This window comes from Sinorhizobium chiapasense, assembly GCF_036488675.1.
Classification (GTDB): Bacteria; Pseudomonadota; Alphaproteobacteria; order Rhizobiales; family Rhizobiaceae; genus Sinorhizobium; species Sinorhizobium chiapasense.
The window spans coordinates 544,832-570,391 of record NZ_CP133152.1 but is presented as its reverse complement, the minus strand read 5'-3'; the positions used below and the strand labels follow the sequence as shown (position 1 = coordinate 570,391).

Below are 25,560 nucleotides of genomic sequence, written 5' to 3'. Positions count from 1 at the left end.
CATCCGGTAGCAGCATCTTCTGCGAAGGCCCTCTCAATCTCGTTGCCCGCGAACTCGGCGAACGCGCCATCGACGCGCTCGCGCACGCGAGCGCTTGGTCGCCGCGATTTAGGTCGAGCACGACTGACGGCGAAGCGCCTATGTCCTTTCGTGCACGAAGGCCCGCGATGCGGTGCGCCCGATCGCGCGCAGGCGGTTAACGTCGAGACCGTCACGCGCACTTGCAGAGATGCCCGCCAGCACCGCCATCGCATAGTCCGCGATCTCATCCGGCCGGTCGGTCTCCCGGCGGGCGATCGCATCGCGCACCACCTGCCGGCTCTGACGCCAGAGCGTCTTTACCTTGTCGCAAGCGATGGCATCCGTCCCGCCCCGCGCACCTTCGATGACCAGGCAACCGGTTGCGTCAGGGTGTGCCGTGTAGGCCACCGCTGCAGCTTCGAACAGCGCCGCCAGCGCGTCCTCCAATGACTTTTCCGGCGCGAGCAAACGCTCGAAGTCCAGGCCTTCCGTCTTCGCGTAGCGCTCCAGCGCACGCCCGTAGAGATCGGCCTTGCTGCCGAATGCGGCATAGAAGCTCGGCGGATTGATCCCGAGGGCCCCCGTCAGGTCCGTGAGGCTGACGGCGTCGTACCCCCGTTGATGGAACAGCGCCTGTGCCTTGCCAACGGCTTCGTCGACATCAAAGGCACGGGGCCGCCCCCGCGGTTTGGCATTTTTTGTATCAATCACTACAAAATTCCTTGCATTCGCTTCCCGCCCATATTATGTAGTGCTTACTACATTTTTTCTCAAGGAGCGAACAATGGCAAATTTCAATGGAAAGAAAATCTTGGTCATCGGCGGCAGCCGCGGGATCGGTGCGGCGATTGTCCGGCGCTTCGCCAGTGAAGGCGCAACTGTTGCGTTCACCTATGCTGGGGCAACCGACGCGGCAAAGGTACTCGCCTCGGAAACGGGCTCGACTGCAATCCGATCGGATGCCGCGGACCGTGATGCCGTCATCAAGGTCGTGAAGGATCAAGGCGCGCTTGACGTACTCGTCGTGAACGCAGGGACCCTGGTGCTCGGCGATCCGCTCGAGGTGGATGCGGATGCCGTCGACCGGATGATCGACGTGAATGTACGCGCACCTTATCACGCGGCGGTCGAGGCCGCGCGCCAGATGCCCGAAGGCGGTCGCATCATCATCGTCGGTTCGGTAAACGGCGACCGAATGCCCTTCGCCGGCGGTGCCGCTTATGCGCTGACCAAGTCGGCCGTGCAGGGCATGGCCCGTGGTCTCGCCCGCGATTTTGGCGCCAAAGGCATAACGGTCAATGTCATCCAGCCCGGTCCGACATCGACGGACATGAATCCGGAAGACGGGCCGATGAGCGATTTCATGCACAGCTTCATGGCGATCAAGCGCCATGGCCGCCCGGAGGAAGTCGCCGGTCTTGCAGCCTATCTCGCCGGCCCCGAAGCCGGCTTCACGACCGGAGCGCTTCATACGATCGACGGCGGCTTTGGCGCCTAAGGCGCCGCGATCCTGCCCCGTGCAGCGGTTGCGACCGGGCACGGGGTCGTGGCGTGTCGGCAATAACCCCGGATACGCACAAAATGGACGCGCGACACGGCCACGCCGTTGCTAAGGCTGCACATTTTGGTGAAGGCGGCCCTCCAGCACACATCGTGATTGGACTTCGGGACCCGCAAGAGTCACCTTTATAGCGGGCTGAATTCGGAACTGGGGCGGAGCAACTATCGTCTGAATGGAGGCCAAAATGAAGCACCATGCACTCGAGCAACTGCAGATCGTCGCAGAGGTCAAACAGGACTTCCCGCGCCGGGTTACAACGCGCGCAGAGCGTCTGGAACGCTGGGCGGAACTCCTGGAACAAATCCCGCACAGACACCTCTCGACGCTGCACGAGACCGAGTATCAGCCGGCCAGAGTGCGTGCGACTATGCGCGGCGACGACTCGCCGATCTCGGTCGCATTCAAGGATCCCGTCCTGCGCGCTGCCGGAATGGAAAATGACACTTATGGCGAAGCAAAGCGGTTCTTCGAACTGAGCGATGAGCAACTGCACAGGGTTATCTGCTATTGCCACTTCGGCGCTACGGTGAGCGCTGCGACGGCAGCCCGTCACATCCGCTCGGCGATAGCCGGCAAGCAGACAGGCCTGTTCGCGCGTTTGCGCGCTATATTTGTCGGTTGAGGCCAGCCGGCCACGCTCTGCGGGCTGATGGTTGAAGCGGCTGGCCGCTTGGCCTGACCGCAAAGCAGATGCTTATGGCTGGCTCACTTACATCAACCCGGCCGCTTCGGCCGGGATGAGAGCGTTTGGTCTCCTGGGTTCGGGGCCCGTCTGTGGCCCCGCCTCTTCATGCGCGCGGGATTTCCCCGGGATTTCCCCATGAGTGGGAATTGAGTGGGAATTGGCCGCTGTGGTCCCGCGAGATAAGCCAACATCATTTCGCAAACGGAATACCGCTCGTGCGGCGATCACAACGCGCAACTAAACAGCGTCACGTCGGGATCGCGCCTTCTGCCGTGCCATTGTCTTAGAGCAATTCCAGGAAAAGTGTGTAACGGTTTTCCGTCCGGAATTGCGTAATTTCAAAGAGTTAGATCATTTCACTGTGTTTCAAAGAAACAATGAAACGATCTAGTCCCCCGCCCCCTCCACGTCGCGACCGGTTTGCGCCACCGCCTCCAGTCGGGTGGCAAACTCGCGCCTCAGCGTCCGGCGCAACTCGGCTGCGCGATGTCGGCGCTGATCCGTCGCCGTCTCGGGACGCCACTGCGGCACTTCCACCGGGCGGCCCCCGCTGTCTACGGCAACCATCGTGAAGTAGCAGGAGTTCGTATGCCGCCGGGTACCGGCACGGATATCTTCCGCCTCCACGCGAATGCCGACCTCCATGGAGGTCCGGCCGGCATAGTTGATCGAGGCGCGGAAGGTCACCAGTTCGCCCACGTGGATGGGCTCCTTGAAGATCACCTGGTCGACGGACAACGTCACCGCATATTGCTTGGAAAAGCGCGAGGCACAGGAAAAGGCCACGCGATCGAGCAGGTTCAGGAGCGCACCGCCATGAACCTTGCCACTGAAGTTGGCCATATCCGGCGTCATCAGAACCGTCATTTCAAGGCGTCGCGCATCCTGTTCCGTCGATGTCATGAGTCCCACCCTTTCGTTTTCACCACAATAGCCGCGCGCGCAATCCGATGCGCAAGGGACGCAGCACTTTAAATCGCCAGATGTTTCTATCCTTAAATCGGCGACGATTTAACGATAGACATCGATAGCGCCTGTCTGATTTTTACGATCCCGACGGCTGATCGGCGAATGCTTTAGATTGTCGCCCCACGCGCCAACGCCGCGACCTCCTTGCTCGCAGATCGCGACATCAGTCTCCGTTCGCCAAGCCCATCGCCGCACTCTGACTTGTTCCCCGGCAGCAAAAGTGCTTCGCCGAACACGAGCATTCTCACTTTCGCTTGTCGTTGTAGTGTCACGGCGAAACAGGGATAGAACGATGGCAAACTACAGAGAAACGATCAGCCTTGCACACGAAGGCGCAATGGACGCGCTCTCGGCGGCCGTGCGCCACGCAGAAAGCATCGGCGTTCCGCAATGCGTCTTCATCGTCGACGCGAGCGGCGAGACGATCGCCAGCATCCGCATGGACGGCGCGAAATATCTGAGCATGCATACGGCCCGCGCCAAGGCGCGCACCGCAGCGTCGATCAACGCACCGACAGGCGCAATGCCCGTCGAGTTCGGTGTTGCCGCCGGGATCGCATCGCAGGGCGGCGTGACGCATCTTGCGGGCGGCCTGCCCATTCGCTTCGGCGGGAAACTCGCCGGCGCCATCGGCGTCGGTTCCGGCACGGGAGATCAGGATTTCGAAGTGGCACGCGCCGCGTTGAAGGCAATCGGCGCCGATCCGGTCTGAGCAGTCGAGTACCGCACCGCAGTCGCCGGCCTAACCTTTGACCGCACCCGTCAAAGAAGCCGAGATCTGCCGATACATCAACAGGCCCAGCAAGGCGGGAGGCAGCGCCCCAAGCACCATGACGGCGGAGGCGGTGCCCCACTGCACGCCGCCCCCGCTCGCGGCGAAGAAGAACGACGCTCCGACCGTCATCGGCACCGCCCGGCTCGTCGTCAGCATCAGGCCGAAAAGGAATTCGTTCCAGGCCGTGATGAACCCGAAGATGAACGTCGTGACGAGCGCCGGGCGCACCACCGGGCGGATGATCATCAGCATGACTTGCCAGGAGCTGGCGCCGTCCATTTTTGCCGCCTCATCCAGTTCGGACGGCACGTCGGAGATCGCATTGACGAGGATGACGAGCGCCAGCGGTGTGTTGACGATCGTCAGGATCAGGCCGAGGCCGAGCTGCGTGTCGAGCAGCCCCAGCCACTGGTACATCATATAGAGAGGGATCGCGAAAATGATGAGCGGCACGGCGCGCAAATTGATGATGAGCGGCAGCAGCGTGCGTTTCCCCGCCTCGCTGCGAGCGATGGCGTAGGCCGCCGGAAAGGCGAGCGCGATCGCCACGCCCGTACCGATCAGGGAGGCGACGGTGCTGTTGAAGAGATAGCCGTAGATGTTGAACCGATCGGTCTCGCCAAGCACCCGCGTGTAATTCTCAAGCGTCGGTTCGCCGATCCAGAAACCGGGATTGAACGATAGTTCGCGCGCGCTCTTGAACGACGTGATCATCGTGACGATGACGGGAAAGTTCATCGCGAGCACGGCGATCGAGAAGACAAGCCAGCGCATGAGATTGAGCATCGGTCAGCGCCTCCCGCGGCCGGTTATCCAGTTGAGACCGTAAAGCACGGCGAGCGACGCCAGGAATAGGACGACGGATGCCGCAACAGCCTTGCCGATCGCCCCGCCCTTGAAGAAGGCCTGGTAGATGTAGATCGAGAGCGAGGTCGTCGATCCGCCCGCTCCGCTGCCGGTGAGTGCATAGACGTTGTCGAAGACTCGGAAGCCGTCGATGAAACGGATGAAGAAGGCAATCACCAGCGTCGGCAGCATCAATGGCAGTTCGATCCACCAGAGCGCCTTCAGAGCCGACGCGCCATCGAGCGAGGCGGCCTCGCGGACCTCGAGCGGTATCGCGGCATAGGCCATGTAAAAGAGCAGGAAGGCGAATGGCGTCCACTGCAGGATTTCGACGACAAGCAGCGTGCGGAAGGCGTTCTCGACGTCGAGGAAGGCCGGGCTGTCGCCGAACCATTCGAACAGGTAATAGGGCACCGGGCCGGCGAACTCGTGCAAGACAAGCCGATACATGAGGCCGATCATCGCCGGCGCGACCATCAGCGGCAGCATCAACGGAGCCATCAGATAGGAGCGCTTGGCGAGAAGCGGTGTAAGGAAGACCGCAAGAAAAAGTCCGATCAAGCATTCTGCAACGGCCGTCAGCACACCGAAGCGCATGGAAAAGGAGACGGCGCCCCAGAATTCACGGTCGGCAAGCACCGCGGCGTAATTGCCGAAGCCGCTGAGGCTCGGACTGCGCAATGTCTCGAAGGAGACCGTCGAAATCGAATAGACGAGATTGACCGCCGCAGGAAAACCCAGAAAAAACAGCAGGAAACCCACGAGCGGTGTGAGATAGGCTCTGCCTTCGGCGCGGTTTACGATAGCCATTTCCATCCGCCAGATGCACCGGACGCCAGGCTTTTGCCCGGCGTCCGGCTGGAATTATTTCTTCAGCAGATCCTGCATCCCGGTCTTGGTGTGCGCCAGCGCATCTTCGAGACTTTGCTGGCCGGCCCAGTAACCGGTGAATTCCTTGGCCTGCAGCTCGTAGATCGAAAGCGCATTTGCCGAGGTGGCGCCATTCATCACGTAGCCGTATTGGCTGGCGAATTCCCCGAGCTTGACGAGGTCCGGCCGCTCCTTTGAAACCTTGGCCGCAACATCGGGGGCAAGCGCCGGCGAGCCGCGGCTGCGGGCATAGAGCAGAGCCGCATCTTCGGTGGCCAGCCATTTCAGGAACTTGACGGCGCCCTCCTTGTTCTTGGCATTCTTGTTGAGGCCAAGACCGAGGCCGTGGATATGGTCGGCGCGACCATTCGGGCCGGCCGGAGGCGCGACGATCCCGGTGACTGCAGCAACCGCAGGGGTCTTTTCCGCATTGGTCAAATCAGCCGCCGCGGCATTCCATTGCAGCGCCGTCGCCGCCTGGCCGGCACCATAGGCCGCGTTTGTCTCCGCATATTCGTAGCTCAGCGAATCTTTCGGCGAGGCACCGGCGTCATAGAGCTTCTTGTAAAGTTCCAGTCCGGTCCTGTACGCGTCGGAATCGACGGTGACGTTGCCGTCCTTGTCCATCCAGTCCGCACCATAGGAGCGCGGCAGCGACTGGAAGACCATCATGTTGAAAAGCAGGTTCTTCATCTGCAGCACCGTGCCGTAGCGTACCGGGCTTTCGGAATTCACCTGCTTGCTGAAATAAAGTGTCGTCGCCGCCCAATCGTCCCAGGTCCAGCTGTCCGGATCCTTCGGCTGCAGATCCTTGCCTAGGTGTTCCTTGGCGATTTCAGCATATTTCTTCTTGGCGGCATTGTCCTGCATCAGCGCGTCGACGAGATCCTTGCGGTAATACATGAAATGCAGCGACAGATCGGTCGGCACGCCATACTGCTTGCCATCGAACTGCATCGTCTTCAGCACGGACTCGCCGAACACCTTGCCCGCATCGGCGCCGAGATCGACCGGTTCCATGTAGGGCGCGTAGCGGCCGACCGAATAGGTCGCGACGAGATTAACATCGAAGGCGTTGGAGCCAGCCGCCATGTCCGCCTGCAATTTGTCGAAGAAGCCGTCGCGGTTGAAGAAGAGCAGTTCGACCTTGTCGGCGTCGGCAATGCCCGACTGGGCGTTATAGGCCTCGACTGTCGCGCGCAGGGCCGTCTCCTCCGAACCGCCCGGCCAACCGAGGACTGTGACCGTTGCATGGGATATACCCGGCAGGGCAACGCTTGCGAGAAGAACGGCCGCAGCCGAAAAAGACGTCCTGTTCAGTTTCATCGTTGTTCCCTTTCTTATATTTTGGCGGTTCGAATGCATGCGAAGCAGCGTCGCTATCCGCCCTCTCCGGCGAGGTCGGCGACGCCGATGATGCCGGCGCGGCTGCCTAGCTTGGCCGCGACAAGACGCGGGGCGAGGCGCGGTTCAACGTCCTTAAGATGTTCGCGCATCTCAGCGATGTAGCCGGCAGCAAGCCCGATGCCGCCGCCGATGACGATCTGGTTCGGATCGAGCACCAACTGGATGTCGCGGCAGAGGGTTGCCGCGCGCAACGTCGATTGCGAAACGATCGCTCGCGCCCATGGCTCTCCCTGTCTCGCTTTTTCGAAAACCTCGGTGGCGTCCGCCTCATGGCCGGCCGTCAGCGCCTCGGCGGCGATCCAACGGCCAGACGTCTCATCTTCCAACGGCGACAGCCCCTGCGACGGGCCGCGAATGAGACCGAAATGACCTGCAAGCCCCGGAAGCGGCCGTCCGTTGATGACGATCCCGCCACCGATGCCGGTCGAGATGGTCAGAAAGACGAGGTTTTCACCGGAGCCGGCGCCGTACCTGTATTCGCCCCAGGCGGCTGCCTGCGCGTCGTTCATGGCGAAGACCGGTTTGCCGAAAAGGCGTGTCGCCTTATCGACCAGGGGATAGCCGTCGGGAATGCCGAGCGTCGCCGGATTGAGTGCCGACCAGCGCCCGTCCTTGACGATCCCGGTGACTGCAAAGCCGATGCGGGCATAACGGCCGCGCCATTCGTCCGTCTTCTCGGCAATAGCGCCGAGCCATACGTCAGGCCCGGCGCCGCGCCCCGTCGGGATGAGGATCTCGTCGACAATGGCGGCGCCTTTGACCAGTGCCGCCATCGTTTTCGTGCCGCCTATGTCGACAGCGAGCACGGTTTCCGCCGACCTTCCTTCCTGTCTGGTGTAGGCTTTCGCCAAAGCTTCATGAAACCACGACGTTACGTGCTCCGTGCGGGTTATGGCCGACCCGACCACGACGGCATAGGCACCGGCTTTGACGGCGGCAGCCGCCTGTTCCGGCGAGCGGATGCGTCCCTCGGCAATGACATAAGGCGTGAACCTCCGCATGGCCGCAATGAGGTCCATGTCCGGATCGACCGGTTCGGGGCCGCCCACATATCCGGAGAGGGTCGTGCCGACGAAGTCTGCACCGGCAGCGAGCGCGTGCTCGGCATCCTCCAGCGAGGCGCAATCGGCCATCGTCAGCTTGCCCTTCGCCTTTATGGCCCGGACCAGTTCCTCGATCCCGGCCGGGCGCACCCGGTGCGTCGCATCGAAAGCAACGACGTCCGCACCGGCATCTGCAAGGGCCTCGGCGTCGGAGACATGCGGCGTGATGCGCACGGGGCTGTCGGAAAGATCGCGCTTGACGATACCGATGATCGGCACGGTTACGGCGGAACGTACAGCCCTGACATAGGCGACGGATTCAATCCGAAGCGCCCGAGCGCCGGCATCGATCGCCGCCTTGGCGAATCCGGTCACGAATTCGGCATTGTCCATCGGGCCGGCCGGAACCGGCTGGCATGAGACGATCAGGCCGTTCTTCAAGTCTTCGCGCTGCAATCGTGACACTCCCCTTCGGCATCACGATAGATGGAAAATACCAGATTACAACCAGTTTATGACTGGTATTACCGCTGCAGCTCGAACACGAAGTCGTAGACGTCGCCCTTGTAGCGCGTCTCGCAATATTCGACGATCTGACCGTCCCCCAGAAAACAGCGCCGCTCGGTCATCAGCAGCGGCGCGCCGGGGTCGCAGTTGAGGTGCTGGGCATCTTCCTCGCTGGCTGCTCTCGACCGCATTCTTTGGAACGCGCGCTGAGGCAGAAAGCCACGCGCCTCCAATGCCTCATAGAGGGAATCTCCGACGAGATCCGGCGACGGCAGGAAGCGGACTGGCACCGCGGAAATCTCGACGGCGATCGGCACGGAATCGGCGGTTCGCACCCGCTTCATGCGAACGACATTGACGTTGCCGGCAACCCCCAAAGCCATCATCTCGGCCGGCGACGGACGGCTTATCTGCTTGGAAAGCCAGACGCATCCGGGCGTCAAGCCGCGTGCGCGTATGTCCTCGGAAAAACTCGTCAGCGTCGACAGGGATTTTTCGACGCGCGATCCAACCTCCGTGCGAAAGCCATGCCGGCGATTGAGCAGCCCCTCCTCATCAAGCAGCGCCAGCGCTTTTCGCACGGTCACGCGGGAGAGCGAAAATGCATCGGCAATAACGCGCTCTCCCGGCAGGGCTGCACCCGCTCTCAGAGCGTTGCAGCGGATTGCGGCCTCGATTGCCGACTTCAATCGCTTGTAGAGCGGTGAACCGGGCGCCGCGCCGGCAAGTTCCTTGCCCACCAGTTCGATGAAGATATCGGTTTCCATTGCCGCTCCATGCAAATCGAACCGCCTGTGGATTTCGTCCACAAACGCCAGCTGGAGCTATACTGGTATTATCCCCTCAGCGCAAACAGGCCCGCGCGGAGTTCATTTCGCCGCTGCGCCGCCACGTCTTTTCCGCGAGGAAGATCATCGATCCGCAAAGAGCGCACGGCCCGTCATCGCCTCTGGCTGCCGGATCCCCATGAGCGCCAGAATGGTAGGAGCGACATCGGCGAGAATACCGTCGCGCAGGCGCGCGCCAGGTGACGCGGCCGACAGCAGGACTGGCACCGGATTGACGGTGTGGGCCGTGTGCGGCTCCCCGTTTTCGGGATCGATCATCGTCTCGCAGTTACCGTGGTCGGCGATGACCAGCATCGACCCGCCCGCACGGGCAACGGTCGCATCGATTTCACCGAGTGCCCTGTCGACCGTCTCCACGGCGAGAATGGCCGCATCGAGCTTGCCGGTATGGCCGACCATGTCGGGATTGGCAAAGTTGACGACCACCAGGTCGTAGTCCCCGCTCTCGATCGCAGCAACGACCTTTGTCGTCAGTTCCGGGGCCGACATGGCGGGTTGCAGGTCATAGGTGGCCACTTTCGGCGAAGGTACGAGGATACGATCCTCGTGTTGGTATGCCGCCTCGCGCCCGCCGTTCAGAAAATACGTTACGTGCGGGTACTTTTCCGTTTCCGCCAGGTGGACTTGCGTCTTCCCCGCCTTTGCGACCGTCTCGCTCAATCCGTCATCGAGACGCTGAGGGGGAAACAAGGTGGGCATATATGGGTCGAGCTCTGATCCATAGGAGACCATTCCAACGGCGGCCGACAGTTCGGGCCTCCGGCCCCGATCGAAGCCATCAAAATCCGGAAGCGTCAGGGCAGCCAGGATCTCGCGCACACGATCCGAACGGAAGTTCGCGCAGAGGATTGCGTCTCCGTCGCGAATACCGGCATAGTCGCCGACGACGCTCGGCGGAATGAATTCGTCCGTCTTGCCCTCGGCGGCGGCAAGAGCGATCGCCTCCTCTGCCGTACCGGCACGAACGCCCTGGCCCGAGGCGATCGACTCGTAGGCGAGCCTGACCCGGTCCCAGCGGCTATCCCTGTCCATCGCAAAGAACCGGCCGCTGACCGTGGCAACGGTAGCACCGTCCGGAAGCTTCTCAGTGAGTTGGCGGAGATACGCCGCCGCCTGCCCCGGTTGCGTATCACGGCCGTCGGTAAAGGCATGAATAATCGGCCGCACGCCGAGGCTCGCGAGCTCCCGGGCGGCCGCCGCGACATGGTCCATGTGGGAATGCACGCCGCCCGGAGAAACGAGTCCGAGGATATGGCATGCGCCACCCGACCGCTTCAGCGTGTCCGGCATCCCGCTTTCGGCGAGCAGAACGCGCAGGGTGCCGTCGGTGATCGCGGCATCGATACGCGGCAGCTCCTGCATCACGATGCGCCCCGCTCCGATATTCAGATGTCCCACCTCGGAATTGCCCATCTGCCCCTCGGGCAAGCCGACCGCGGGGCCATGGGTTGTCAGGAACGCATGCGGACACGTCGCCCACAAGCGATCGAAGTTCGGCGTCCTCGCGAGCAGGACGGCGTTGCCCACCGTTTCTTCGCGCCAGCCCCATCCGTCCAGGATCATCAGGACGGTCGGTTTCTTCTCAGCCAAGGTAACCCCCTATCGTTTCAGTCCCGAAGTCATTCCGCACCGGGCCGCATCGCATCCTTCAGCCGCGCTTCCAGGATAGCCAGGAATGCCCGAAGCTTCTTCGGCACGAAGCGGCTGCGTGGATAGAACGCCTTGATCACACGGTGCGAGACGATTTCGCCGTCGAAAACTGAAAGCAGCCTGCCGGCACGGATTTCCTCGACGACGCTGTAAAGGGGAAGACGGGCAATGCCCGCGCCCTGAAGCGCCCCTAGCAAGATCGCGCTCTCGAAATTCGAATGGAACGTGCCGTCCACCTGCACGGTGATCTCTTCGTCATCGAAGCGCGCGCTCCAGGTCCGCGGATCGGGCTTCTGCGTCGTGTGGATCAGGCAGTTATGTTCTCGAAGGTCGGCCGGCTTGCGCGGCCTCGGCCGCTCGGCAAAGTAGGAAGGCGCGGCGCAAATGACATAGGGCGCCGGCCCGAGCTTGCGCTCGAAGAGACCGGTGTGGAAGGACTCGTCGTCATCGAAATCGCGGCTGCCTATCACGACGTCCACGCCGCGTTCCATGAGATTCACCGAGTAGGCGCTGACGGTGAGCTCGACCTTTATCGAAGGATATCGCGCGGTGAAATCGACGATCGCCGGCGCAACGAGCGCCTGGCCGACGCCCGGCGTGCTGTGAACCCGCAGCGTGCCGATCAGTTCGCTGCTGAGCCCACTCGCATCCGCCTTCGCCGCGTCGATCTCGGCAAGGATGCGCGTGCAATGATCGAAGAAGACGCTGCCGGCATCGGTCAGAAAGACGGCATGGGTCGAGCGGTTAAGCAGGGTGAGCTTCAACGCCTCCTCGAGCTGGGAGACGTGCTTGCTCATGTAGGACGGCGATTTCCCAAAGAGCTTTGCCGCCGTGGTGAAGCTGCCATGCTGCACCACGCGTGTGAAGATCACGATGTCATTGAGATCGAGCCCGTCAAAGCTCGATCTCGGCATGTCGGAAGACTTGATCATCTCCGGCGTCTTGGCACAACTCTGCGCCGGGGACAATTCAAGAAAAGAGCAGCGACTTGATAACAACGGGAATGACCCCCGGCGGGTTCATAAACTCGCCGAGATCGACGAAATCCAAATCCTTGAGCCGCACACCGTCGATGGAGATCAGGTGAGACTGGATACCAAGCTCCCGGTCGAGGATCCGGCCGATCGTCTGGCCGACGTCGCCATCGATCATCAGCACCAGCAACTCCTTGCGCTCGCCCTCCGGCGCGGCAACCATCTTGATCGCCTTTGCCATCGCGAGAAGGCGCTGGTAGTCCGGCGGCCCTGTCCATGAAAACGCGAGCGCCGTCATCGCGGAAACATCGTGATCCTGCCTGTCGGCACTCTCGCGGAATGCAGCGGCGATTTCCTCCGGATCGATATCTTCGGAAAGCGTCTTCCCGAGATGGACCACAGGGATGTTGTGTTTCGGCAGAGCGTCCGCGCCGTTCATGTAGAGCGTCTTGCCGCTAACTTGCACGGTGAATTGCGAGGCGCCGATGACGGTCGCACGAATGCGTTGCCCGGCATCGACGATCGGTATATCGATGCGGGGCTTGAGCTGCGCCACGATTTCGTTGGCAAGATCGCGCGCTATATCGCCATGGTCATTCGGCTCGTAGTCGAAAATGTACTCCGAGACGCCGCCGGAAAAGGTGATGTAGGCCGGCTGGACCGTGCGTTCGAGAGGTTCCGTCAGGAGGAGGCGCTGGCCGAGCGCGTCGAGCGGCTCGCCGAGAATTTCATCGACGGCGATCGCCGCCAGGCGCTTTGCAATGGCACGGCGGTTCTCGGCGTCGGCAATCGTCGCGGGATCCGTGCCGAGGCCAAGTTCCTCGGCAACGATCCTGGCTGAATCGTCGATGCGCGACCAGGTGCCCTGGCTATCCTGTGCCAGCAATCGCCCGCCGACGGCGAAGGCCGCAACGCTTACGATTTCTCCCTTGTCGATCAAAGCAAGCTTGGTCGTGCCGCCGCCGATGTCGACGTGCAAGCCGCAGGCGTCCCTTTTCTTCGACAGCGCCGTCGCGCCCGAACCATGAGCCGCGAGCATGCATTCGAGCTTGTGGCCGGCGGTTGCGCAAACGAAGCGTCCGGATTCGTTTGCAAAGATCTCATCGATCGCGCGCGCATTCTTTCGCTTGATCGCCTCGCCGGTCAGAATGACGGCGCCGGTGTCTATGTGGCTGCGTTTGTAACCCGCGTCGTGGTAGCAATGCTGAAAGAAGTGCCGCAACTCGTGCGCATCGATCGTTCCATCCGGCAGAAACGGCGTCAGCAGGATCGGCGAGCGCCAGACCACCCGCCGGTCGACGACGACGAAACGGCTGGAAAGATCGTCCGTCTCCCGCCGCAGGACAACGTTTGCAAACAGCAGGTGAGACGTGGAACTGCCGATATCGATGCCGACCGTCAACAGATCGACGGTTTCCTGCTTCCACAGCCAGTCCGCGATCTGCTGACGTTCGCTGTCAGACAGACTGTCATGCTCGTGGTCGAAATCGAGATCGTGCACGCAACTCCTCCTGCCGCTGCAGCGCCCGCGCCAGACGCGCGCCGGCGCTGTAGAACTATGAAATGCTGCATGATTTTGTCCTTAAAGCGGTTCCGGTTTAAGGAATCTTGCAGTGATGCCGGGCCTCACCCACCCGGCCGTACTGATCCGCACCGCCTAGGTGGCCGGACCGGCAAGAATCGGCGTCTGGATGACGCCCGTCAGGCTTTCCTTCGGCAGAGCCATGATCGCCGCCTCGTCGAAGATGTCGCCCATTGCAGAGGGAACACCGGTCTTCTGCAACTCCTCAAGGAACTTACGGTGTACGCGCGGATCCTGATCCTCGTATTCGATCTGCCGTCCACCGTCCTTGACCGACGTCGCACCGCCGCCTTCCGCACTTTTGCGCCGCAGCGAGATGAACGGGTAGCGCCGGCTGCCGAGGCTGCAGGCGACGTAGCGCGCCGGCTGATCGCAGGTGTTGAAATGCTGATGGTACATCCAGAACGGCGGCGTATACATGAAGCCGTGGCGCCACGGGATTTCCTTGAACTCGGAGTCTCCCTCGTACCACATCAGCGAGTACCCCTCGCCGTCGACGGCGTGCACGTGCGTTCCTGCGGCGTGGCGGTGCGCCTTCTTGTAGCGACCGACCGGCATCTGCGAAACGTGGGAATGCATCGTTCCGTCGGCCAGCACGAAATTGACGTTGAGCGAACCTTTGCCGCGTCCCTCGAATTCGTAGAGCTTGAAGCTCGTCAGATCGTGGACGAAGTTGGTCTCCCAGATGTTCTGGACCTTTCGCGCCGATTCCAAGCCATAGGAATAAAGCGCACCCTCGCCTTCAAAATGCTTGGCCTGGCCGATGCGGTCCTTGAAGGCGAAGTCATTGTCGAAGACGAAATCAAGGTTGTGATAGAGATTGATGGTCAGCGGCGCGTTGTTGGTGCAGGAGAGGCGGACCGTGTCGACACCTGACCCATTGTTGAACTGGTAGAGGCAGTTCAACGGGATCGCAAAGAGCGCCTTCGGCCCCCACTCGAACGTGCGGACCTCGCCGTTCGGAAGCCATACGGTCGTCGAACCATAGCCTGACAGGGCATAGAAGAACGCTTCATAGAGGTGCTTGACGGGCCGCGTCTTGCGGCCAGGCAACACTTCGATCACGTAGTTCGCCATGAAGTCGCCCATGCCATGGGTATGGGCGAAGCAGCCGCGTGCGTCGTAGCGATCCCACGGGCCGGTTTCGAGCGCGAGCAGATCGTGCCCGAGATCGAAATGGATCGGGATGCCCTCACCCTTGGACCAGTCCTTATAGGGATCGACAAGGAACTTGCTGTTGCCGGGATCGGGAACCGCAACCGGTTCACCACTGAGCGGCGTTGTATCGACTGTACTGGCCATCTGGTTCACTTTCATTTCGCTTTGTCGTTCCCGCATTCGGCGCGAACTATGAGTCTTTTGTGCCGGCATCGGTAGTGTGTTTTCGGAAAAGGCGTTTTCCCGACACCATACCCCTGCCGGTCGCCCGCGGTCTTCCGAAAGGGCGAACTGCCGTGAGACGAGGCCGCCTTCAGAGGGCGCGAGCGCTATCCCGCTGCGCCCAGGATAGGCCTCGCCGCAATGCCGCGCACCACGGCTGCGGTGAGCCGCTCGTCGCCGATGTCGAAAGCCGAAACCGTGAAGCCTCTTCCAGCATGTGGCCCGCCATCGTGAACCCCATTTTCTCCCGCTCCAACCACACCGATTTTCACGTCCACCTCAGGATTTTGTTTGCCGCGCTACAGCGCCACGCCTCTTCTCGGGCGTGAAAGATCCCGTGCAACCCTTTGAACTGCAAATAATTTTTCCATCGGCTCTGATTCAAGGAAAGGCGCCGGCACATCGCGCATGGCGCCGATGGCGCGCTCGTTCTGGCGTTGCTAGGTAAACGGGCGGCGGCAAGACCGCCGCCCACAAAGCCGCAAGGCTCAATTCCGCGACAGGAGGGCCTCTTTCAGGAACTCGACGACATCCGGTTTCTGATCGAGTGCCGCCTTGACCGTAACCGCCACGTCGTCGCCGACCTTCGGATCCACCGGCAGGCTGAGAGACTTGGCCTTCTCCAAGAATTCCGGATCGGACGTGGCGGCATTGTAGGCGTCGCGCAACGCCTTCAGCCGATCTTCGGGAATGCCGGTCGGACCTGCCGTCAGACGAGAAATGTTGCTTTGCGAGGCCACCAGCGCGATGACCTTCTTGGCGTCTTCATCGTCGACCAGCGAAGCGAGCTGCGGCACGTCCGTCTCCGAACCGCCGATCTGCGCGATGATGCGACCGTTGCCCTCATCCACGAACTGCTGGAAGGAGGAACGCGAGGCGATGATCCCCTGAACTTCGCCCCGGCGCATGGCAAGCTGGTCGTCGCTGCCGTTGTAGCCGGAAACGATCTGGATCGGCAGGTGGAGCGCCTTGACCAGCATCGTGGTCTCGATCGTGGAGGCGCTGCCGACACCGGCGGACGCGAACCGGATCGGCTCCTTCAGAGCCTTGAGCTGCTCGTAGCTCTCGATGCCGGATTCCTTGGTCACGACAATGACGCGTGGGTCGGAGGCGACCTTTCCGATCCAGGACATGTCCGCGAGGTCGAATTTGATGCCGGGGTCACCGCCGAGCTGTCCGTAGATGAGGCCGGTGTTGAAGGTACCGAATGTCAGGCCATCCGGCTCGGAAGCGTAAATATAGTTCGCTCCGATGAGGTGGCCGGCGCCGGGCATGTTCTGAACGACGAAGGTCGAGCCCGGCAGATACTTCTGCATGAACTGCGCGACGAGACGGCCATTGGTGTCGTAGCCGCCGCCCGGTCCGGTCGCGACGATGTAGTTGACCGTCTTGCCGTTGAAGAACTCCTTGCCTTCCTGCGCCCAGGCGGCGGTCGTCGAGATCGTAAGCAAAGCCGCAGTCGCGCAAGCAGCCATGCGAATTGAATGCCATTTCATTGATTTTCCTCCCAGTTGAAGCTTGAAGATTCGGCCGAGCGGGATGAGGAAAAGTGTGCGCGGTTTTCCGCCCGCATCCCGCTCTAACTTATTAGAATCGATCACGTATATGACTTTGGGTCGATTCGACCCAAAGTCATCGTGATCTCGCGCGCATCAGCCTTCGCTGAGCGCCTCTTTCAATACGTTGATGACCTCCGGGGCCCGGTCCAAGGCCTTCTCGACCCGCGTTCCGACCTCGTCGCCGACCGCCGGATCGACGGGAAGACCGAGTGCACGCGCTTTCTCGATGAATTCCGGATCGGTTGTGGCGGCCTTATATGCGTCCCGGAGAGCCTTCAGGCGATCCTCCGGGATCCCGGCCGGGCCGGCGGAAAGCCGCGAAATCCCGCTCTGCGACTCGATCAGGCCGACGACTTCCTTTGCCGTCGCGTCGTCGACCATCGAGGCGAGTTGCGGTACGTCTGTTTCAGTGCCGCCGACTTGCGCGATGAAGCGACCCTTGCCCTCATCGACGAACTGCTGAAATTCCGACCGGGACCCGATCACACCCTGGACCTCGCCGCGCATCATCGCGAGTTGATCCTCGTTGCCGTTATAGCCCGAAACCACCTGGATCGGCAGTTTGAGCGCCTTCACGAACATCGTCGCCTCGATCATCGAGGCGCTTCCCTTTCCGGCAGTCGCGAATTTGATCGGTTCCTTCAGCGCCTTCATCTGTTCGTAGCTTTCGATCCCGGATTCCTTGGTAACGAGAATGATCCGCGGGTCGGATGCGACCTTTCCGATCCAGGACATCTTCGTCAGGTCGAATTTGATATTCGGATCGCCGCTGAGCTGACCGTAGAGCAGCCCGGTATTGAAGGTTCCGAAGGTCAGACCGTCCGGTTCGGAGGCATAGATATAGTTCGTGCCCAGCAGATGGCCGGCGCCCGGCATGTTCTGCACGACGAAGGTCGAGCCAGGCAGGTATTTCTGCATGTATTGCGCAACAAGACGTCCGTTGGTGTCGTAAACGCCGCCCGGCGCCGTCGCGACGATGTAGTTGATGGTCTTACCGTTGAAGAACTCGACACCGTCCTCGGCCAAGGCGAGACCTGGCCACAGTGCCGACAAGATCGCAGCACCCGATACCGCGATGCGAAGTGTTTGAATTGCCATTGTTTCCTCCCATTGCCTTTCGGCGTAAGCCGCCCGCTCGCGGCGAGCATCTGGTTTCCGACAACATCTGCAAGCGGCAAGCCAATCCCGCTCACGGTGGCGCTGCCAACGTGAAGGCCATCCTCGCAATGCGTTTGCTGTTTCGTTTGCGCGCGCCCCGAAGGGCACCCGCTTTTTCTCAACCCGCCTCCCCGCGGATCCCGATCAGGCTGCCCCGACCGTCTGTACCAGCCACGGTGTAACGAAGCCGGGATGGAGCTGGATGTGCAGCAGCGCGCCGAACATCAGGTAGAGCACAAGCGTGGCTGCTGCCGCCAACGAAAGGGCGAACCGCCATGACGCTTCAGCTTCCCGACAGAGGAACGTGACCAGCAGCACGGGCACGCTCACATAGAAACCGAAGGCCAGGATTCCGGCGACAAAGGCCACGAAATAGGTCCACATCAGGAGCTCCTGCGAGACCGTATGCGGCCCGAACTCCGGCAGGTCCGGCTCCTGACCGGTCTGCTGTGCCAGACCGGCACGGGGCGCACCGTGGAATGCGCTCTTCGAGGACGGCATCAAATCGATGCCGAGCTGGACGAGGCAGAGCGCGATGGCCGGCAGGCCGACGATCAGGGGCATGAAGCGCGCCTTAGCTGGAAATTCCATCGAGAGGCCAACCATGACGACGAAGAAGACGAGCATGACGATGGTGAGCCAAGTGCTGAAGGAAAGGTTCTTCACGTATTGATCTCCACGCTAGGCTGGCGATCGCCGGGCCGGAAATTGCGGTAGAAGGCGTAGACCATCAGCGCGACAATCATGCCGATAAGGACCAGCGACATCGGGCGCAGGAAGAAGGAGTAACCCCACAACTGCAGCGCCTGGTGCAGCGACGCTTCCGCCTGGCCGCCGAGAACGAGGCCGATAACGAAGGGCGAGCGCGGCCAGCCGGCCCGCTGGAAGCCGTAGCCGATCGCGCTGAAGAGCACGAGAACCACGAGGTTCTGCCACTGCACATCGCTGACGAAGCAGCCGATCGTCACGAAGACGAGGATGAAGGGCGCCAGCATTCGACCATTGACGAAGGTCAGAACCGCGAGCCAGCGACAAACGACGAGCAGCATGGCAACGGCAATGAGGTTGCCCACGACCAGCGCCCAGATCAGCGTCCAGACCAGATCGAGATGCTTGGTGACCATCATCGCGCCCGGCTGGATGCCGAGGATGAGGAAGGCGCCGAGCAACACGGCCATGCCGGAGCTGCCCGGGATGCCGAAGAAGAGGGTCGGAAGCAGAGAGCCGCCTTCCTTGCCGTTGCTGGCGGTCTCCGGTGCGATAACGCCCTCGATCGCGCCCTTGCCGAAGCGCTCCGGCGTCTTCGAGCTTTGCACCGCATGGCCATAGCAGAGCCACGCCGCAGTCGAGCCGCCAAGGCCTGGAATCATCCCGATGACCGAGCCGATGACCGAGGTGCGGACCACGAGCCACCAATGGCGCGGGACTTCCATGACGCCGGAAAGCAGCTGCCGATACGAGAAAGCCTTGTCCATCGGCACGGCCGAGATCGAACCGCCCTTGGTGGCCAGCGAAAGCATTTCCGGTACGGCGAACATCGCGAGCACCGCGGTGACGAGGCTGACGCCGTCCCACAGGAAAAGCATATCGCCCGCATAGCGCGGCGTGCCGGTGATCGGATCCATGCCGATCGTCGACAGCATGAGACCGTAGAAGCCGACGATCAGGCCTTTGACGATCTTGCTGCCGCTCGCCAGGAACGCGATGAAACTGATGCCGAGAAGGGCAATCAGGAAGAACTCGGCAGGGCTGAACATCAGGATGACCGGTTCCAACACCGGAATCATGATCGCGAAAACGACCGCGCCGATGATGCCGCCGACACCGGAGGCGGTAATACTGGCACCGAGCGCGCGCGCCGCCTGCCCCTGTTTGGCAAGCGGGTAGCCGTCAAGCGTGGTTGCCGCATCGTCACCGTCGCCGGGGATGCCGAACATGATGCTCGATATCTGACCGCTGGTGCCGTTGACGGCGTGCATGGTCAACAGGAAAACGGCGCCTGCCACCATGTCCATGCCATAGACAAAGGGAATCGCCATGGCGATGGAGAGCTTGCCTCCGATGCCGGGCGTCACGCCGACGAGCAGTCCAAAGACGACCGCGATCAGCATGAGACCCATGGTGTGTGGGGTGCTCACAAGATTAAAGAGCGCCCCGAACATAGTCTCGATCATTTCTGGTTCCAATCCTCCCGTAGAATGGAGCTCCCGCCGATCAGATCGCGGCTCCATCGGGCAATCACTTGCGAACTCCTCCTGCAAACAGGGCGATTGCCATCATTTGCGCTGGCCCTGTCTGTCGCGTGGTTTCATTAGTGCCATCGCCGTGACCTTTGTCCAAAGCAAAAAATTATGCTTAGTCCAACAGTTTTCGCGCGGACAGAATTTGGGACGGTCATCAAGGGTTCCGTTGCAGCCATGCGCAACCATACGTTTATGTAATTGATATCACGGCTATTTCCTTTGTTTAGAACGTAGTAATACGCGTTGGGCTGGCCATTCTGCGATCTCTCTGGTTGTGACGCGGTCGGGGCGAGATGGGCTTCAACCGGCATAATCGCCGGACATGCCTTGCACAGATGAATCGCGTCGATAAATTTTTCTTACTACGCCGCTAAGACGAAATGGCATGGACTTTCCGTGGCTTACGCCACTAGCATACCGATGCTCACATGCGCGCAGGGCAAGCGCGCCGCGCCAATCGCACCTCTAATCATTTGCTCTCCCCGCGGCTTCGGACAGCCGAGGGGAGCTTGCGGCTATCGGAGTACCAATGGACAAACCCGTCGGCGACATCGGCATGGAGAGGGAGGAGAATGTGACCTCTCTTGCGCTGCTCGCTTCGTTTCTGCGGCTCGGCGCGTCCTCTTTCGGAGGGGGCATGGCCGGCTGGACCCACCGCGAGATCGTCGAACGCCGCGGCTGGTTGACCGATGACGAGTTCCTCAAGACACTGACGGTCGCCCAGATCATGCCGGGCGCCAATCCGGTCAACCTCGCCGTCTATATCGGCCTCAAACTGCGCGGGGTTGCCGGCGCCTGTATCGCGCTCTTCGGCATGGTGCTGCCCGCCTTCGCTGTGATCCTGGCGATGAGCGTCACCTATCAGCAACTCAGGTCCCATCCGGAGGCACAGGCGGTGCTGCGGGGACTCGCCTGCGTCGGCATCGCCTCGTCATTAACGATGGGGATCAAAACCGCCCGCCGGCTCCAAAGACATGCGCTGCCAATTCTGATGGCGTTGGCCGTCTTCCTCATGGTTGGGGTTCTGCGCTGGTCGCTCGTCGCCGTTGTCGCGGGCACCATTCCCGTCAGCATCGCCGCAACATTCTGGATCGAGCGGGAGAAATCGCGTGATTGACGACAAGCTGCTCGGCCTGATCCTGCTCTGCATCCCACTGTCCCTGGTCTCTTTCGGCGGGGGCCAGACGATCGTGGCGAGCCTTCAGCATCAGACAGTCGATATCCTGCATCTGCTGAGCGGCCCGCAGTTTACAGATCTCTACGCTATTTCGCGCGCGGCCCCCGGCCCCGGCACCTTGATCGTGGCGTTGATCGGATGGGAGGTCAGCGGCCTGTGGGGGGCAGTTCTCGCAACGCTCGCAATATTCATTCCCTCGTCCATCCTGCTCTGTATTCTGGGCAGCTATTGGCAGCGCCATCGTCGCTCCGCCTGGGCGATTGCGGCGGAGAAGGGCCTCGCTCCAGTCGCCGTCGGCCTGATTTTCGCCGGCGTTTTTGCGGTCGGCCAGTCGGCCAGGTTCACGCCGCTAGAACTGGTAACGTCCCTCGGTGCGGTTGCCGTCTTGCTGACGACGAAGACCGGCCCCTATCCCGTCCTTGCCTTTGTCGGTGTCAGCTATTTTCTGCTGAGCCTCGCCGGAATGGCCTGAACCCAAAGCAAGCCGATGCGCTCGCGTGTCGTGGTCTCACCGGCTGCGACCGAGGCTGTCGGCCGTCCGCACTAGGCTACTGCTCCATCACCCCGGAACCTGACGAAAGATAAAAATCTACAGGGCGCGATTGACCAGAGGGTGATTCACAGTATGATACTTAAATCAGAACATCGTTCCGTATAACGGAACATGAAATGAGAGGATAAGAACGCAAATGGCCGAACCACTGGTTTTGCGGACCGCGGTCGGGAAACACGACCACGTAAAGCCCCTGAAGGATGGCAGGGTGCGATCAAGCCGGGTAACGCTCGAGTTCCAGGATTTCGATCCGCTGCCCAAGGCGTTTCGCACGATGGTGCGTGGCGGCGACCTCGATCTTTCGGAAATGGCGATCGTTACGCATCTCCTTGCACACCACTATGGGAAGCCGATCACCGGGCTTGCGGTGCCGCTCTGGAGCCGGCTGCCACATACCAACCTCGTCTGTCCCGTCGAATCGACGGTCGAAGGGCCGCGCGACCTGGAAAACACGAAGGTCGGGGTGCGCGCCTATGCGCAGACGTCCGGCGTCTGGGTCCGTGGCATCCTGCAGCATGAATACGGCGTCGACCTCAACAGCATCACCTGGGTCACCATGGAGGATGCGCATCTCGAAGAATATGACGACCCGGCCATCGCGGTACGCAATCCATCGGAGATGGCCCTGCGGCCGCTGATGCTCGCGGGCGAGCTTTCGGCCATCATGGGTGAACGCGAGGTGGATCCGGCAGGGATCCGCAGTGTGATCCCCGATGCCGAGAAGGCCGCGAAGGACTGGATTGGCGCGACCGGCATCGTTCCGATCAACCACGTGCTGACGGTCAAGACTGCCCTGACGGAAGAGCACCCGTGGCTCGCCGGTGAACTGATGGAATTGTTCGACGAGGCGCGGCGCGTCGCCGAAGCCGACGGCGCGGCACCGCCTCCGCCCTACGGGCTGGAAGAAAACCGCCGCTCGCTGCAGCTCGCCTTTGCCTATTCGGCGGAGCAGCAGATCACGCCCCGCGTCTATGACGTGGATGAACTCTTCCCTTCGATCTGAGGCTTGAGGAAGTGGCGGACGCGTTCCGCCCTCGCCCATTGCAGCACAAGGATGCCGCCATGATCATCGACATTCACGGACACTACACGACGGAGCCGCAGGCGCTCCACCAGTTCAGGGACAAGCAACTCGCCGGTCTCGCAGACCCGATGCGCCGGCCGCTCTCGTCGGACCTCGGTATCACCGACGAAATGCTGCTGAAATCGGTCGAACCGCAGCTCAAGTTCCAGAAGGAGCGCGGAAGCGATCTGACAATCTTCTCGCCGCGCGCCGCCGGCATGGCCCATCACGTCGGAACCGAGGCCATCAGTATGCAATGGTCGGCGATGTCGAATGACCTGATCTATCGAATCTGCAGCCTGCTGCCCGACAATTTCGCGGCGGTCGGACAATTGCCGCAGCATCCGGGCGCACGGCCGAAGAATTGCATTCCCGAGCTTGAGCGCATCGTCAACGAACTTGGCTTCGTTGGCGTCAATCTCAATCCCGATCCATCAGGCGGCTACTGGACCGATCCGCCGCTCACCGACCGGCAGTGGTACCCGCTCTACGAGAAGCTCTGCGAGCTCGAGGTACCGGCGATGATCCACGTGACATCCTCGTGCAACCCGTGTTTCCACCATACCGGCGCGCACTACATCAACGGCGACACGACCGCCTTCATGCAGTTGATCCAGGGCGATCTGTTCAAGGATTTCCCGACGCTGAAGTTCGTCATTCCGCACGGAGGCGGCGCGGTGCCGTTCCATTGGGGGCGCTATCGCGGGCTTGCCCAGGAGATGAAGAAGCCGCTGCTCTCGGAACACCTTCTGAACAACGTCTTCTTCGACACTTGCGTCTATCACTTCCCCGGCATCGAGCTGATGGCCAAGGTCATCCCGGTCGACAACATCCTCTTCGCCTCGGAAATGCTCGGCGCCGTCAAGGGCATCGATCCGGAGACAGGCCACCACTACGACGACACGAAACGCTACATCGACCAGCTCGAAAAGCTCGACGAGGAAAGCCGTTACAAGATCTTCGAAGGCAACGCCCGCCGCGTCTATCCGCGGCTCGATGCCCAGCTCGCAAAGCGCGGGCGACCGGCGCGGGCAGCTTGACACGTCATGGGGGGCGTTTCAGCCATCATCGACCGCTGTCCGTCGGCCCAAAGTCGGGTCGCTTCAGCAGCAGGACGCGTCGTCGTCCGAGATGATCGCGTTCTTCATCCAGGACGGCGGCAGATCGTCCTCCCGAACTTCGACGGCACGTTTGAAGACCTTGAACTGATGGCGCCGGTCGGGCGCCGTCCAGAAGGCGACCACCGTTTCAAGCGGCGGGCATCCTGGCAGGCCGCAGGCGATCTCCGACACCATGATCGCGACATCGTCGGCAAGCGCGAAACGCTCGCGCGTCCAGGCCTTCACCTGGCGGATGGCGGCGAGCTGTTCTGGTTTCGAAGCGGCAGTCTTGAGCATGATTTTGAACCAGTCGCGCCGGCGCCAAGGCCTGGGGCGATCCCTCTCTACATAGGGCGCCGCGGTCGCGCCTGTCAAAAACGAATTCGGAAAAACCAGCCGGACCGGAACGCCATGCCATGCACGCGGCCGGACCGACAGCACTCGAAAGGAACAACGATATGACGGAACAGGTTCTCGCGGCGGTCCGCACCGGTCCGGGCAAGATGGAACTCAGGGAATTTCCCATGCCAGACATCCCGGAGGACGCGGCACTTCTGAAGATGGAAGTTGCCGGCATCTGCGGCACGGACGTGAAGCTCTTTAAGACCCCACCCAATAATGCGCCCACCATCATGGGCCACGAGAACATCGGCTATATTGCCAAGGCCGGCCGCGAGTTCACCCGTCGCAAGGGCTTTAAGGAAGGCGACCTCGTCTTCGTCGAGCACTATGTCATGTGCGGCAAGTGCCAATGGTGTCACCAGGGGCAGTATCGCCATTGCGAGAACACCGACTGGCGTAACAATCCGGATGGCATCCGTTACGGCTACACCTCGGCCGAACGCGCGCCGCACCTGTGGGGCGGTTTCGCACAATATGTCTATCTGCCATGGAACGCCGTCGTCCACCGGGTGCCGAAGGGCGTGACGCCGGAACTCGCGGGTCTCGTCACGCCGATGGCGAATGGCGTGGAATGGTCGCTCTTCGACGCAGGCGTCGGCTACAACTCCACCGTCCTCATCCAGGGGCCGGGCCAACAGGGCCTGTCGCAGACTGTCGTCTGCAAGCAGGCCGGCGCATCGCTGATCATCGTCACCGGAACCTCGAAGGACGCGGCCCGCCTGGAGGTCGCGAAGACCCTTGGCGCCGATTACGTGATCGACGTCCAGAAGGAGGATCCGCTTCAACGCATCATGGAGATCACCGGCGGCAAGGGCGTCGACATATCGCTGGACTGCACGGCCGGCGCCGGAACTATTCCGATCCTCCTTGGTGTCGAGGCACTGAAGCGCAAGGCCGGCACCATCCTCGTTCAGGGCGAGATGAAGGAGTTCCCGAACTTCCCGCTCGAGAAGGTGACGACAAAGGCGATCACCATCAAAAGCGCGCGCGGTCACAGCTATCTCGCCTGCGAATTGGCGCTCGAGCAGATCGCGTCGAACCGCTTCCCGCTCGAAAAGATCACCACGCATCGCTTTGGCCTCAAGGACGCCGACCTGGCAATCAAGTCCGTCGGCGGACAGGGCGTGCCCGATGTCATTCACGCATCGCTGATGCCTTGGATGTGAGCCGAGCGATCAAGGGAGGAA

Annotated in this window: 24 protein-coding genes; 8 read left to right on the top strand and 16 right to left on the bottom strand. The window is 61.5% G+C overall.

From position 1 onward, the window contains the following. Positions 1 to 138 precede the first annotated feature (138 nt). Complete coding sequence (locus RB548_RS27355) at positions 139 to 729, bottom strand: TetR/AcrR family transcriptional regulator (RefSeq protein ID WP_331377113.1); 591 nt, start codon at positions 727 to 729, stop codon at positions 139 to 141. A gap of 76 nt (positions 730 to 805) precedes the next feature. Between RB548_RS27355 and bdcA the strand changes: the two genes are divergently transcribed. Then, positions 806 to 1,519, top strand: a complete 714-nt coding sequence (gene bdcA, locus RB548_RS27350) for an SDR family oxidoreductase (protein WP_331376888.1) — start codon at positions 806 to 808, stop codon at positions 1,517 to 1,519. A gap of 247 nt (positions 1,520 to 1,766) precedes the next feature. Next, positions 1,767 to 2,204, top strand: coding sequence for a hypothetical protein (locus RB548_RS27345; RefSeq protein WP_331376887.1), 438 nt, complete (start codon positions 1,767 to 1,769; stop codon positions 2,202 to 2,204). Between the two features lie 450 nt (positions 2,205 to 2,654). Here the strand turns inward: RB548_RS27345 and RB548_RS27340 are convergent, their stop codons facing one another. Beyond that, complete coding sequence (locus RB548_RS27340; RefSeq protein ID WP_331376886.1) at positions 2,655 to 3,170, bottom strand: acyl-CoA thioesterase; 516 nt, start codon at positions 3,168 to 3,170, stop codon at positions 2,655 to 2,657. Between the two features lie 358 nt (positions 3,171 to 3,528). Here RB548_RS27340 and RB548_RS27335 point away from each other — a divergent pair, with 358 nt between their 5' ends. Continuing rightward, on the top strand, positions 3,529 to 3,948 hold the full coding sequence (locus RB548_RS27335; protein WP_331376885.1) for a GlcG/HbpS family heme-binding protein: 420 nt from the start codon (positions 3,529 to 3,531) through the stop codon (positions 3,946 to 3,948). Between the two features lie 30 nt (positions 3,949 to 3,978). Here the strand turns inward: RB548_RS27335 and RB548_RS27330 are convergent, their stop codons facing one another. The 13 genes from RB548_RS27330 to RB548_RS27270 all read right to left on the bottom strand — a co-directional run bounded on the left by RB548_RS27330 (position 3,979) and on the right by RB548_RS27270 (position 20,009). Further along, positions 3,979 to 4,797: a carbohydrate ABC transporter permease gene (locus RB548_RS27330; protein ID WP_331376884.1), complete on the bottom strand. Its 819-nt coding sequence runs from the start codon at positions 4,795 to 4,797 to the stop codon at positions 3,979 to 3,981. 3 nt (positions 4,798 to 4,800) lie between these two features. Continuing rightward, positions 4,801 to 5,667 carry a carbohydrate ABC transporter permease gene (locus tag RB548_RS27325; protein ID WP_331376883.1) on the bottom strand — a complete coding sequence of 289 codons (867 nt, stop codon included), beginning with the start codon at positions 5,665 to 5,667 and terminating at the stop codon, positions 4,801 to 4,803. Between the two features lie 54 nt (positions 5,668 to 5,721). Then, positions 5,722 to 7,053, bottom strand: coding sequence for an extracellular solute-binding protein (locus RB548_RS27320; protein WP_331376882.1), 1,332 nt, complete (start codon positions 7,051 to 7,053; stop codon positions 5,722 to 5,724). Positions 7,054 to 7,106: 53 nt separating this feature from the next. Then, positions 7,107 to 8,570 (bottom strand): putative N-acetylmannosamine-6-phosphate 2-epimerase, encoded by a 1,464-nt coding sequence (locus tag RB548_RS27315; RefSeq protein ID WP_408642497.1) that lies wholly within the window; start codon positions 8,568 to 8,570, stop codon positions 7,107 to 7,109. 131 nt (positions 8,571 to 8,701) lie between these two features. After that, on the bottom strand, positions 8,702 to 9,451 hold the full coding sequence (locus tag RB548_RS27310) for a GntR family transcriptional regulator (protein WP_331376880.1): 750 nt from the start codon (positions 9,449 to 9,451) through the stop codon (positions 8,702 to 8,704). A gap of 144 nt (positions 9,452 to 9,595) precedes the next feature. Beyond that, positions 9,596 to 11,095, bottom strand: a complete 1,500-nt coding sequence (gene gpmI / locus RB548_RS27305; protein WP_408642496.1) for a 2,3-bisphosphoglycerate-independent phosphoglycerate mutase — start codon at positions 11,093 to 11,095, stop codon at positions 9,596 to 9,598. A gap of 56 nt (positions 11,096 to 11,151) precedes the next feature. Next, positions 11,152 to 12,114: a LysR family transcriptional regulator gene (locus RB548_RS27300; RefSeq protein WP_331376878.1), complete on the bottom strand. Its 963-nt coding sequence runs from the start codon at positions 12,112 to 12,114 to the stop codon at positions 11,152 to 11,154. Positions 12,115 to 12,151: 37 nt separating this feature from the next. After that, positions 12,152 to 13,657 carry an ethanolamine ammonia-lyase reactivating factor EutA gene (locus tag RB548_RS27295; protein WP_331376877.1) on the bottom strand — a complete coding sequence of 502 codons (1,506 nt, stop codon included), beginning with the start codon at positions 13,655 to 13,657 and terminating at the stop codon, positions 12,152 to 12,154. Between the two features lie 156 nt (positions 13,658 to 13,813). Continuing rightward, entirely contained in the window at positions 13,814 to 15,040 is a 1,227-nt protein-coding gene (locus RB548_RS27290; protein ID WP_331376876.1) for a cupin domain-containing protein, read from the bottom strand. Positions 15,041 to 15,606: 566 nt separating this feature from the next. Further along, a complete protein-coding gene (locus RB548_RS27285) occupies positions 15,607 to 16,614 on the bottom strand; it encodes a Bug family tripartite tricarboxylate transporter substrate binding protein (protein WP_331376875.1) in 1,008 nt (335 codons plus the stop codon). 156 nt (positions 16,615 to 16,770) lie between these two features. Further along, positions 16,771 to 17,775 carry a Bug family tripartite tricarboxylate transporter substrate binding protein gene (locus RB548_RS27280; protein ID WP_331376874.1) on the bottom strand — a complete coding sequence of 335 codons (1,005 nt, stop codon included), beginning with the start codon at positions 17,773 to 17,775 and terminating at the stop codon, positions 16,771 to 16,773. Between the two features lie 204 nt (positions 17,776 to 17,979). After that, positions 17,980 to 18,501, bottom strand: coding sequence for a tripartite tricarboxylate transporter TctB family protein (locus tag RB548_RS27275; protein ID WP_331376873.1), 522 nt, complete (start codon positions 18,499 to 18,501; stop codon positions 17,980 to 17,982). Further along, entirely contained in the window at positions 18,498 to 20,009 is a 1,512-nt protein-coding gene (locus RB548_RS27270; protein WP_331376872.1) for a tripartite tricarboxylate transporter permease, read from the bottom strand. The genes RB548_RS27275 and RB548_RS27270 overlap by 4 nt, the downstream gene beginning before the upstream one ends. 598 nt (positions 20,010 to 20,607) lie before the next feature. Here RB548_RS27270 and RB548_RS27265 point away from each other — a divergent pair. From RB548_RS27265 to RB548_RS27250, 4 genes are all read left to right on the top strand, one after another. Further along, positions 20,608 to 21,195: a chromate transporter gene (locus RB548_RS27265; RefSeq protein WP_331376871.1), complete on the top strand. Its 588-nt coding sequence runs from the start codon at positions 20,608 to 20,610 to the stop codon at positions 21,193 to 21,195. Next, the gene (locus tag RB548_RS27260; RefSeq protein ID WP_331376870.1) at positions 21,188 to 21,727 is read left to right on the top strand and encodes a chromate transporter; all 540 of its coding nucleotides are present in this window, start codon (positions 21,188 to 21,190) and stop codon (positions 21,725 to 21,727) included. The genes RB548_RS27265 and RB548_RS27260 overlap by 8 nt, the downstream gene beginning before the upstream one ends. Positions 21,728 to 21,944: 217 nt before the next feature. After that, positions 21,945 to 22,811, top strand: coding sequence for a substrate-binding domain-containing protein (locus tag RB548_RS27255; RefSeq protein ID WP_331376869.1), 867 nt, complete (start codon positions 21,945 to 21,947; stop codon positions 22,809 to 22,811). Between the two features lie 59 nt (positions 22,812 to 22,870). Continuing rightward, positions 22,871 to 23,911 (top strand): amidohydrolase family protein, encoded by a 1,041-nt coding sequence (locus RB548_RS27250; RefSeq protein ID WP_331376868.1) that lies wholly within the window; start codon positions 22,871 to 22,873, stop codon positions 23,909 to 23,911. Positions 23,912 to 23,974: 63 nt separating this feature from the next. Here the strand turns inward: RB548_RS27250 and RB548_RS27245 are convergent, their stop codons facing one another. Beyond that, positions 23,975 to 24,268 carry a hypothetical protein gene (locus tag RB548_RS27245; protein WP_331376867.1) on the bottom strand — a complete coding sequence of 98 codons (294 nt, stop codon included), beginning with the start codon at positions 24,266 to 24,268 and terminating at the stop codon, positions 23,975 to 23,977. A gap of 161 nt (positions 24,269 to 24,429) precedes the next feature. Here RB548_RS27245 and RB548_RS27240 point away from each other — a divergent pair, with 161 nt between their 5' ends. Further along, positions 24,430 to 25,539: a zinc-dependent alcohol dehydrogenase gene (locus RB548_RS27240; RefSeq protein WP_331376866.1), complete on the top strand. Its 1,110-nt coding sequence runs from the start codon at positions 24,430 to 24,432 to the stop codon at positions 25,537 to 25,539. Positions 25,540 to 25,560 lie beyond the last annotated feature (21 nt).